Origin of the sequence: Candidatus Kryptonium thompsonii (genome assembly GCF_001535985.1) — a bacterium.
Lineage (GTDB): Bacteria > Bacteroidota > Ignavibacteria > Kryptoniales > Kryptoniaceae > Kryptonium > Kryptonium thompsonii.
Genome location: NZ_CZVS01000060.1, coordinates 1 through 11,668 on the forward strand (window position 1 = coordinate 1; position 11,668 = coordinate 11,668).

Genomic DNA, 11,668 nt, shown 5'->3' on the forward strand with positions numbered 1-11,668 from the left:
CGGGAAAATACAATGGGATGAACTCCGAAGAAGCTTGGGAAAAAATTGTTGAGGATTTGAGCAAGGAAGGTATAGCGAAAAAGACCGTTAAATATCGCTTGCGTGATTGGCTTATTTCAAGGCAAAGATATTGGGGTGCGCCGATCCCGATTGTTTACTGTGAAAAATGTGGGGAGGTTCCAGTTCCTGAGGATCAACTTCCAGTTTTACTTCCATATAATGTTGATTTCAAACCAACGGGTGAATCACCCCTTGCAAGATGTGAAGAATTTATAAATACGACTTGTCCCAAGTGTGGAGCGCCAGCTAAGAGGGACCCTGACACGATGGATACATTTGTCGATTCATCGTGGTATTACCTACGCTACTTTACACCGCATCTTGATACAGCACCGTTTGATAAGGAACTTGTAAAAATTTGGTGTCCAGTGGATAAATATGTCGGTGGAGCTGAGCACGCAACAATGCATCTGCTTTATGCGAGATTTATAACCAAGGCATTGAGGGATGCAGGTCATATTGAATTCGATGAACCATTTTTGAGCTTGTATCATCAGGGAACGATTACGAACAAAGGGGCAAAAATGTCAAAGAGCAAGGGTAATGTTGTGAACCCTGATGATTTCGTGAGCAAGTATGGTTCGGATGTTTTCAGGTTATATTTGATGTTTATGGGTAGATATGACGAGGGTGGGGATTGGAGCGATGAAGGTATAAATGGAATGTGGAGGTTTGTTAACAGGGTTTATAACTTTGTCCTTGATAATAGAGAATTATTAAGAAGTGTAAAGCCAAGGGATAAATATGACCTTAATTTGCTTGGGGATTACGCGAAGGCAATTTATAGGAAAACTCATAAGACGATAAAGAAAGTAACGGATGACATTGATACATTCAACTTTAACACTGCGATCGCTGCATTGATGGAACTTTTCAATTTGCTTTCTGAATTTGATAAAAATCTTCATGATGATCTCACGCGAGAGGTTTTCGTCCATTGTATGAAAAGATTTATTATAATGCTTGGTCCACTTGCCCCGCACCTTGCTGAGGAATTGTGGGAAATTTCTGGTGAAAATGAAAGTTTGTTCGTTGGAAGTAAATGGGTTGAACCTGACGAATCGGCATTGAAGGAGGAAGAAGTTACAGTTGTAGCTCAAGTTAATGGAAAAGTAAGAGCAAGGATCAAGGTCCCGATCGACTTGGATGATGAAACCCTTAAAAATATCGTTTTAAACGATGCTGGTGTTCAAAAGTATCTGAGCGGTAAGAAAATTTCAAAGATTGTGGTTGTGAAAAATAAACTTGTAAGCATCGCTTGTGAGGATTAAAACTTTTATATTATTTATCGTTCTCTCAACTTTCATATTCGGATGCGATAGGAAAGTTAAAAAAATTCCCATAGCACATAGCTTATCATCTGATGAATATGTTTACTTTATCTCACAAAGGGATTCGCTCCCAAGCATCTACGGAATTAGCTTGAACGATTATAAGATTGAGAAAATTTTGCCAGATACATTTGCTGGCGTCTGGGAGATAAAATTTTCCCCGCTTGGAAATGTTGCTCTTTTCAAAACCGCTGATTTTGAGGGAACTGTTGGTGCTGGTTTTTTTAGCATAAAAAATCCCCGTATTTATCTTTTTGACATAACGACTGGCGAAGTTGCTTTGCTTAAAACATTTGATGATTCTTGGAGTGTTAAGATAAGATGGCTAAATGCTGACACGGTTGAAGTTTACAGAATAAGTGGGGGCTATCAAACGGGAGAAAACTTTAAACTTGAAATTTACGGGTTTGACTCGGCAGGAGATTTGCTTTATAAAAGAGAGAAAGAGTATGACTGGAGAAAGGGTGAATTTCCTGAAGAAGTTTTAGATTTAAAATTAAATGCCCCAGATGGAAAAAAGAGTGTCGAGATAAAGAATGATTCATTGCTTGGTGTTAAGAGAATTTATTTTTGGGACGGTTTTAAGAGATTTGAAATTTTTGAGACAAAATGGAAAATAGAACAACTTGAGTGGAGTCCAGATGGTATGTATTTTGTCTTCAGAGTTGTAAATATAACACCTGAAGTGGTTGAAAGGAAAAATGTTAAAACTGGGGAAATTTATTTTTTTGATGTCGAAAAAAGAAATCTCTACAAGATAAGCTCGGGAAGTGGTTTTTTTAACTTTAGATTTATAGACGATACCAGAATAGTTTTTGACAAAGGATTTGAAAATGATGCGGAAATTTATATGTATGACCTTTTTGAGAAGAAGATGAAGCAATTGACGAATGATGATTATCCAGATGGCGTTTTTGGAATTCCAAAAGTTTTAGGATTCAGCGCATAATAAATGAAAGGTAAAAGAAAGACATTGTCGGTTGTGATAATCGCTGGTAATGAAGAGGGAAAAATCGCTGATTGTCTTGAAAGCGTTAGTTGGGCTGATGAAATTATAGTTGTTGATTCTGAAAGCAAAGATAGAACAGTTGAAATAGCTAAAAGATACACGGACAAAGTTTTTATCAAAAAGTGGGAAGGATACGCTCCTCAAAAACAGTTTGCGATTGGAAAAGCAACATGTGATTGGGTTTTGAGTTTAGATGCTGATGAAAGGGTTTCGCCAGAGCTTAGAAAGGAAATCGAAAGCATACTTGAAAGCGAAACAGAATATGATGGTTTTTATGTTCCAAGGAGAAATTTTTTTCTTGATAAGTGGATAAAGTCCTGCGGTTGGTATCCTGATTATCAACTACGCCTGTTCAAAAATGGGAAAGCTCGGGTGACACCGAAAAAAGTTCACGAAGGATTCATCGTTGATGGAAAAGTTGGTTATTTAAAGGGAGATTTAATTCATTTAACGCATGTTGATTTATTTGACACCTTTGAAAAGATAAATCATTATTCAAGTCTGAGCGCTGAGGAAAGAGCATCAAAGAGGGTGGTGAAATGGTATCACATACTTTTTGCTCCTTTTCTTGCTTTCTTGAGTCATTTTATCTTAAAGCGTGGGTTTTCGGATGGGGTTTATGGATTGATGGTTTCTTTAAATCATGCTATGACGAAACTACAAACATACATGAAGATTTGGGAAATTCAAAATGTTAAATCAAAAGTCGAAAATAAGCTCGAGAGATAATTTTCGAGTTTTCTTAAGAGTGTTGAGTTATGCTAGACCTTATTGGAAGTATCTTGCTTTATCCTTTTTTTTCACGGTTTTGTTTTCCATTTTTAGTGGCGTTTCAATTTATCTTGCCATTCCGCTTCTTGAAACTCTCTTCTCGCAAGATTATATATCTGCGCTTGAAAAAATAGGGGGTTCTTCTCAGGGTGGATTTTTAGGCACGATGAAGAAAGAGTTTTTCGGATTTTTGTTTAGATATGTTTTTTCGGGGACACATTCTGAGGCGTTGGTAAAAATTTGCCTTATTATAGTTCTCGCTTTCTTTCTTAAAAATGTCTTTGGTTATTTTCAATCTTACTTTATGGCTTACGCCGAACAAGGACTTGTAAAAGATATAAGGAATGCGGTTTATAGACATTTGCATACTCTATCGCTCGGATATTTCACAAACGAAAGGACGGGAAATTTAATCTCAAGGATAACAAATGATGTTGCGGTGATAAATACTGGGATTTCTGCAACATTTTTGAATCTTGTAAGGGAACCGTTGTTGATAATTGTCTTTCTTGGAATTGCTTTTTCTTTAAGTTGGAGATTAACACTTTTATCATTGGTTGTTTTGCCGTTTGCGCTTTATTTTATCGGTAAGCTTGGTTTGAGAATACATAAGGAAAGTTGGACAACGCAGGAACGAATGGCGGATATGACATCGGTTTTGCAGGAGACAATTACGGGGATAAAAGTTGTGAAAGCATTTGGAATGGAGGAATTTGAAAATAAAAAGTTTCAAAAGGAGACTTGGAGATATTTTAAATCGTTGCTTAAAATCGTGAGGATAAGAAATCTTGCAAGCCCAATAACTGAATTTTTAAGCGTAATCGTTGGAGTTGTTATAATCTGGTATGGGGGGATGCAAGTTCTTGAGCTTGGAACGATGAGGGCAAGCGAATTTTTAACTTTTCTCATTGCGATATTTCAGATAATGCCACCTGTTAAGGAACTTACAAGTGTAAATAATAGAATTCAAGAATCAACGGCAGCTGCTAAACGAGTTTTTGAGGTTCTTGATATCGAGCCAGAGATAAAAGAAGTTGAAAATGCAATTGAGCTTAAAGAGTTTAAAGATAAAATTGTCTTTGAGGATGTGTGGTTTTCATATAATGGGCAAAGTGATGGTGATTTTGTGCTTAAAAATATAAATCTTGTCGTTAAGAGGGGTGAGATACTTGCAATCGTTGGTCCCAGTGGCGCTGGGAAATCAACACTTGTTGATTTAATTCCGCGGTTTTACGATCCAACGAGAGGAAGGATTTTAATTGATGGGATTGATCTTAAGCTATTGAAGATAAAGTCTCTGCGTGATAAAATTGGTATTGTCACACAGGAGACGATTTTATTTAATGACACTGTTAAAAACAATATCGCTTATGGTCTTGATGATTGCCCGATGGAAAAGATAATTGAAGCAGCGATTGCGGCAAATGCGCACGAGTTTATTATGCAACTTCCACAAGGGTATGATACTCTCATAGGTGAAAGGGGAACAAAGCTTTCCGGCGGGCAGAGACAAAGGATTTCAATAGCAAGGGCACTTCTAAAAAACCCACCAATTTTAATTCTTGACGAAGCAACCAGCAATCTTGATACTGAATCAGAAATCCTTGTTCAAGAGGCAATTGAGAGATTGATGAAAAACAGAACTGTTTTTGTGATAGCACATCGCCTTTCAACAATAAGAAATGCCGATAGGATAATTGTCCTTGAAAATGGTAGAATTGTTCAAGAGGGAAGACATGACGAATTGATAAAACAGGATGGGCTTTATCGTAAACTTTATGAAATGCAATTTAATCTCTGACATCATTAGATTTTAATTTCCGTAAAAATAAACTTGAGCTTTGCGATTGAACTTTAAAAAATTAACTTCTTCGAGAATTTACGATTTGTTAATATATCTTTTTCTAACCCTTCAAGTTGCAAGTGTATTTTTTTCAATCGCTGTTTCATCTGTTTCGTTTGCCATTACGGGATTGCTTTTCGTTTTTAAGGTTCTTTCAAATCGTAATGAAATAAAAGGATTGAAAACAACGCTTGATTTATTTTTTCTCGCTTTTGTCGTTGTTGAAATTTTAAGTGCGATTTTTTCTGAGTATAGGGCTGAAGCCTTTTCTCATGCGAGGCGTGTTCTTTTGATATCGGTTTTCTATATGGCAATTTTTGTCCTAAAGGATGCAAAGAGAATTTACAGCACGATACTTGGACTTGGAATTGTAGCAGCGATTATTTCAATAATTGAACTTGTTGTTTACTATTTTCGAGTTGATGTTTACTGGCTTGGTGTTTTTCAGATTTCGATGACAGCAGGAGAGCTGAAAATGATAATTTTACTTCTGCTTTTCCCATTATACCTTGACAGAGAAATAGCTTTCAAAAAGAGAGCCTTGGTGCTTTTACTCATAGCTCCGATATATCTTACATTTCTTTTAACCTTTGTCAGGAGTGCATGGTTGGGATTTTCGATAGGATTGTTGGCAATTGTTCTCTTAAAATACAGATATTTTTTGCCAGGTTGGGCGTTTCTTGTTGCCGTGTTTTATTTTTTCTTTCCATTGAAATATCAATATGCTCAATTTTCAGATGTGACGAAATCTGAGACGACAGTCGCAAGGTATATGATGTGGAAAACAGGTGTTAGAATGTTTGCTCATAAGCCTTTGCTTGGCTATGGTGATATTGATCTTTACAAAATTTATTTAAGGTTTAGACCTAATCCCGCCCCCGATGAAAGGCATGGACATCTTCACAATAATTTTATAATGTGGCTTGTGTTGTTTGGGATTGTTGGTTTTGCTGTTTTAAGTGGGCTTTTTATAAAAATGCTGATCGATATGTTTGTCTTTTATAAAAGTTTTGCATCGATTCCCATGTTAAGAGACTTCATCCTTGCTGGAATTGGCATCTTTTTCGCATTTCATGTAAGTGGAATGTTTGAGTGGAGTTTTGGGGATGCTGAAATAATGACAAGCTTCTGGTTTGTTTCAGGAATTGTTTACTCTGTAAATAAAAACTTAAAAAGGCAAAATGAACCCCAAACTTGAACTTTTATATGTTATCTCAAGGCTCAGTTGGGGTGGGCTTGAAATGAACATTCTACGGCTTGCGAATGAGATGATAAAGAGAGGACATAGTGTAACCATTGCTTGTAATCTGAAGGGAAGATTATTTCAGGAGTTGGTCAAAATCTTCAATGGCGAGAAAAGAAAGATTGAAACTGTTGGTTTAAGCAGTAACTTTGCTGAAAATTTGGCGACATTACTAAAAATTTTGAAACAAAAACAATTTAGTATAATTCACATTTTTAACTCAAGCGATTTGAAGCTTGTCTCACTGGCTGTTATTTTACAAGCGGGGAATCAAGCACTTATCTTAGATCCCCAAATTGGAGTCGGTGTAAGTAAAAAAGATTTGCTTCATAAAATTTTTTATAAAAAGGTTGACACTGTAATTGCTATTTCGAAGGATGTTGCAAATGGTTTTTTGCAAAACCTACCGATAGATGAAAATAAGTTAAAACTTATTTACCCAGGCGTTGATGTCGGAAAATTTAGGTTCAGCGAGCAAAGTCGCAAAAAGATAAGGGATGAATTTAATCTTGAGGACGAAGTTGTAATTGGTGTTATAAGTCGCTTCAGCCCTGGGAAAGGACATGAAGAATTGTTCAAAGCATTTAAAATTTTGAAGGATGAATTTAATAATGTTAAGTTATTGGTTGTCGGTGAACCAACCGTTGGCGAGGTGTCTTACTTCAAAGGGCTGCAGAAACTCGCAGAAGAACTTGGAATTAATGATAAAACGATATGGACAGGATTTAGGAAAGATGTTCAAGATGTTCTGTGTGCTATTGATATTTTTGTCGCTCCATCCCATGCGGAAGCATTTGGACTTTCACTTGTTGAGGCGATGGCAACTGAGTTACCAGTTGTTGCTACAAGAAGTGCTGGATTTTTGGATATAATTTCCGACGGAATAGATGGATTGTTTTTTGAAAAAGGGAATTATGAAGATCTCGCTGAGAAGATTAAACTTTTGATAAAGAATAAAGAATTAGCAAAACAGCTTGGTAAAAGAGCAAGGGAAACAGTTTGTGAAAAATTTAGTTTTGAAAGATATTTAAACGAAATTGAAGCTTTATACCTTGATCTTGTTAAGTCAAAACAAACGGAGGTGCGAGATGTTCAACATAGCAAGCCCTGAGGATATAAAGGCTGGCAAGGTGACAGATATATATTTTGAAAGGGCAATAAATGTTTTAAAGGCAAAGGGAGTAAATAAATATGTTAAGGCGGAGTTTGTTGTCAAGAAATTTCCATCAAATTATCAATGGGGAATCTTTGCTGGGCTTGATGAAGTTTTGACGCTTCTTGAAGGTCTTCCTGTGACGGTTAAAGCTATGCCCGAGGGAACTGTTTTTAAGACGAATGAACCAGTGATGACTATCGAGGGAATGTATCTTGATTTTGCTGTTTATGAAACGGCAATTCTTGGGTTGATATGCCAAGCATCGGGCATTGCAACGAAAGCTGCGAGATGTAAACTTGCTGCTGGAGATAAAATTGTCGTTCATTTCGGTGCGAGGAGAATGCATCCTGCGATAGTTCCCATGATCGATAGAAGTTCTTACATTGGCGGATGTGATGGAGTGGCAACTCCAGTTGGTGCGAAACTTCTTGGGATACCCGCAAGTGGAACAATGCCCCATGCGATGATCCTTCTATTTGGTGATACACTTGAGGCGGTGAAAGCATTTGATGAAATAATTGACCCGAAAGTGCCGAGGATCGCCTTAATTGATACTTTCACGGATGAAAAATTTGAGGCGATTCGCATCGCTGAAGCTCTTAAAGATAAACTTTACGGAGTTAGACTTGACACCCCAAGCTCAAGGCGTGGAAATTTCCTTGCAATTTTGAAAGAAGTCAGATGGGAGCTTGATATAAGGGGATTTAAAAATGTTAAAATTTTTGTAAGTGGTGGAGTTGATGAGGAAATAATAAAACAGTTAAACGAGGTTGTTGATGCATATGGTGTTGGAACAACGATAAGCAGTGCTCCCGTGCTTGACTTTGCAATGGATATAGTTGAAATAGAAGGGAAACCGATGGCTAAACGCGGAAAATTGTCTGGTGAAAAACAGGTGTATGTAAATGAAAACACAGGTGAAAGAGTAATTGTCCCAGCGAATGAGAAATTCGATAGGGAAGGTTTTAGACCACTCCTTGAAAAGGTAATTGAAAATGGAAAAGTTTTAAAGCCATCACCTGAACCATCAGAAATAAGAAATTATGTCCTAAGGCAAATCAAAAACTTAACCCTTTAAAAAGTGAAGAAATTACTTTTTATTTTAATCGCACTTCAATTCATCGTGGCTTTCTCGCAGGATCAAAAAAATCAGATGATAAATCAGGCGGAATTTTTCATTGCAAATGGTGAGCTTGAGAAAGCCATAAAAATTTATAGTGAAATTTTTAACGATGAGCCGAGCAATTTTAAAATTGCAAGTCGGCTTGCGGAACTTTATCTCTGGACTGAAAATGTGCACGGCGCAATTAATGTCTATGAGACGCTTTTGAAAAATGGTGTTTCTAATTATGATGTTCTCGTTAAATTGGGACAATGGTATTTATGGGATGGAAGGCAAAAAGATGCGATAACTGTTTATGAAAAACTTGTGCAAATGTATCCCGACAGCATTGCTTTCTATAGAATGCTTGCTAAACTTTATGTTTGGAACGATAGGGCTCGTGATGCTATACCGATTTACGAGAAAATAATTGAACTTGATCCGCAGGATTATGAAACGATGCTTCAGCTTGCGCAACAATATGTTTGGAACGAACAGCAATTAAAAGCAATCCCACTTTATAAAAAGCTTGTTAGTGCATTTCCAGATAGTTCAAACTATCATTGGCTTTTATGTCAGCTTTTGATTTGGAATAACAAAGTTGATGATTCAAAAAGGGAAATCAAAAAGTTTTTGAAAAAATTTCCGAAACATAAAGAAGCACTTGAGCTTGCAGTTCAATTGTTCTATTACTCAGGCGAATGGGATAGGGCAAATAATTACGCAGAGGCTTTACTAAAAATCGATCCCCAAAACCAAACTGCGAAGAAAATAAGCGAAGAAATAAAAGCAAACTATTCTAACTACATTTACGGTGAGACAAAATTGTTTCGGGATACAAATAAACTTGAAAGGGCAACATATCCTTTTGAAGCGAAGATTTTTCTCAGCAGATTTTGGGAGATAGGTTTAAATGTGGAAAAGGTTCAAATTTTTGATGGCAGGGTTCAAGAGAAAAGGTTTGGGTATGGGGGTGTTTTTCGGGGTAGGTATAACATCAGTCGAGGGAATTACCTTGAGTTAGAAACTGGGATGTTCAAGTATGAAGCGATAAGTTTTCCCGTGTGGCGATTTACACTTGGCTTGAATTTATTTGATAGAATTTATCCACAGTTTACTTACAAGAGGAGCGAAAATAGAGAAGGGGCTAAAGCGATAGGTGAAAAGATTACGGTTGATAACTTCACGCTTGCAGTTTACAATCAAATTTTTAATTCGCTTGGTTTAAGTTTGCTCTTTGATTATGGAATTTATTCTGATGGAAATATAAAAAAGACATTCGGAAGTTATCTCAATTTGTTTCTTTTAAAGGAGAACCCACGGGTGTTAATCATCGGGTTTTATTCTTTTGAAGATTTTGATTCAATTTATGTTAATTCACTGCCCTATTGGACGCCAAATAATCTTTCGACATATTGGGGCGAGGTAAATGTTGAGCAAAGTCCTTTAAAATGGCTCACGGTTGGGATTGCTGGTGCGGTTGCAAAGAATCCGAGGTATCCGACTTCTTTGAACTATAGAATTTTTGGCAAACTTACTTTAGGAAAGTTTGAATTCTGTGGTCAATATGAAAAATATGGTTCAACGGTCTACAACTATAGATTTTTTAGAGTTTGTGCGAGATTTAGGATTTAATTTGAAAGCATCGGGGAGCGAAATTTAGTTAGGGATGCGAACAAATTTTTGCTAAAAATCAATTACCCCTCTTGACAAGATATGTTTTTTTATTTATATTTAGACAAAAATATCCGAAAATATCTCGGTGATTTAATTGCTATCATAGCATAGAGGCTTTTCTTATAGATTAAAGAAAAGTCCAATTATACAGCTCACCATAACGAACCTCTCAATTAAACCCCCAGTTGATATAGCTCCTTAACATTTTTGCCGAATTTGTTTGTTTTTGCAGATGAACTTATGGATGTTGCTTTGAAAAATTTTATTTGACACAGTGAAAATTCAATTTAACATCTTTTCGGTTATTTAAAGTTTTAATGGTTGATATTTACGAGATTTTGTTTTGGCATATTTTTTGAGTTATGCTTTTATGCAAAAATAAAACCAAAAAACCTGAGGAGAAAAACATGTTAAGTAAGATTTTCATGCAAGTATTTTTTCTGATCTTGGTTTTCTCAATTGTTCTTACGCAAAATCAAAGTGGTTCTATCTTTTGGGGTCAAAACTGTGCAAGGTGCCATAATGTAAGGGGGTTTAATGAGTTTAACGATGCACAATGGGATGTTATTGTAAGGCATATGAGGATAATAGGAAACCTTCCTGGAGATCAAGCGAGGGCTATTTTAAAGTTCCTTCAAGATGCAAATAATCCACCTGAGGAGGGAGATGCTATTGAAGAGTCCGTCAAAGATTATGTTAATAAGAGGGTAGAAAGTTTTGAGCTTTTTCCAAGTTCGAAATTTTTTGTAAGTGGGTATGGAGTCTCACAGTTCGTTTCCGTTAAGGAAGAAGTGGCTTCATTCGAGACATCATTTACACCGCTTTTTCATCTTGCTATTGGGAATAATACTTATTTTATGGTTGAACCTGAGTTTGAGCTTGAGGATACTAAGGTTGCAATTGAATTGGAGATAGCGCAGGTGAGTTATTTTGTTAACGATTATTTAACGCTCGTGGCTGGAAAATTTATTTTACCGTTTAATGTTTACTCGGAGAGGTTACATCCAACATGGATAGATAAATTGCCCCGACGTCCATTGATTTATACCAATCTTCTTGACCATGCGCTGTCAGATGTGGGTATTCAATTAAGGGGTGGTGCATCTTTACCGTTTTCCGAGGGTTCAAAGATAAACTATGCATTTTATATAGTTAATGGACCACGGCTTGAGATGGGAGAGTTAATGATCGGTGAGAATTTTACGGATGTTGACACAAACAAAACTATTGGTGGAAGGTTGGGAATTTTGCCTGTGTGGAATTTAGAGATAGGAGCTTCGTATATGTCTGGGAAGGCAAGCGATGAAGAGGGTACGAGAAAAGAAGATTTTAGTATGATTGGATTTGACGGTGAATATCATTTTGGTGGATTGGAATTTAGAGGTGAATTCATTCGGCTTGAGAGAAAATTTGGTGGATGGAAAGAAACGAAAAATGGTTTTTATGTTCAAGCATCTTATCGGTTCTCTGGCGAAG

General features: G+C 36.6%; 8 protein-coding genes and 1 pseudogene. All 9 read left to right on the forward strand.

Features of this window, described 5'->3' with window-relative positions; translation table 11 throughout:
- Nucleotides 1-1,331, forward strand: a 1,331-nt coding sequence (locus tag AWW78_RS08425) for a class I tRNA ligase family protein (RefSeq protein WP_047134874.1), incomplete at its 5' end; no start/stop codon positions are given.
- Nucleotides 1,321-2,340: a TolB-like translocation protein gene (locus AWW78_RS08430; protein WP_047134875.1), complete on the forward strand. Its 1,020-nt coding sequence runs from the start codon at nucleotides 1,321-1,323 to the stop codon at nucleotides 2,338-2,340. The genes AWW78_RS08425 and AWW78_RS08430, both read left to right, overlap by 11 nt.
- Nucleotides 2,341-2,343: 3 nt before the next feature.
- Nucleotides 2,344-3,129: a glycosyltransferase family 2 protein gene (locus AWW78_RS08435; protein WP_047134882.1), complete on the forward strand. Its 786-nt coding sequence runs from the start codon at nucleotides 2,344-2,346 to the stop codon at nucleotides 3,127-3,129.
- A gap of 19 nt (nucleotides 3,130-3,148) precedes the next feature.
- On the forward strand, nucleotides 3,149-4,972 hold the full coding sequence (locus tag AWW78_RS08440) for an ABC transporter ATP-binding protein (RefSeq protein ID WP_234697341.1): 1,824 nt from the start codon (nucleotides 3,149-3,151) through the stop codon (nucleotides 4,970-4,972).
- A gap of 46 nt (nucleotides 4,973-5,018) precedes the next feature.
- Nucleotides 5,019-6,212, forward strand: coding sequence for an O-antigen ligase family protein (locus tag AWW78_RS08445; RefSeq protein WP_047134877.1), 1,194 nt, complete (start codon nucleotides 5,019-5,021; stop codon nucleotides 6,210-6,212).
- Nucleotides 6,196-7,368 carry a glycosyltransferase family 4 protein gene (locus tag AWW78_RS08450; protein ID WP_047134878.1) on the forward strand — a complete coding sequence of 391 codons (1,173 nt, stop codon included), beginning with the start codon at nucleotides 6,196-6,198 and terminating at the stop codon, nucleotides 7,366-7,368. Before AWW78_RS08445 ends, AWW78_RS08450 begins: the two co-directional genes overlap by 17 nt.
- Nucleotides 7,346-8,491, forward strand: coding sequence for a nicotinate phosphoribosyltransferase (locus AWW78_RS08455; RefSeq protein ID WP_047134879.1), 1,146 nt, complete (start codon nucleotides 7,346-7,348; stop codon nucleotides 8,489-8,491). Before AWW78_RS08450 ends, AWW78_RS08455 begins: the two co-directional genes overlap by 23 nt.
- Before the next feature lie 3 nt (nucleotides 8,492-8,494).
- Nucleotides 8,495-10,150, forward strand: a complete 1,656-nt coding sequence (locus tag AWW78_RS08460) for a tetratricopeptide repeat protein (protein WP_047134880.1) — start codon at nucleotides 8,495-8,497, stop codon at nucleotides 10,148-10,150.
- A 449-nt stretch (nucleotides 10,151-10,599) separates the two neighbouring features.
- Nucleotides 10,600-11,668: pseudogene (locus AWW78_RS08465) on the forward strand (hypothetical protein); the annotation flags it as partial.

Coding starts and splice junctions, on each gene's coding strand:
- AWW78_RS08435 (WP_047134882.1), top strand. CDS start 2,344: ATGAAAGGTAAAAGAAAGACATTGTCGGTTGTGATAATCGCTGGTAAT.
- AWW78_RS08455 (WP_047134879.1), top strand. CDS start 7,346: ATGTTCAACATAGCAAGCCCTGAGGATATAAAGGCTGGCAAGGTGACA.
- AWW78_RS08450 (WP_047134878.1), top strand. CDS start 6,196: ATGAACCCCAAACTTGAACTTTTATATGTTATCTCAAGGCTCAGTTGG.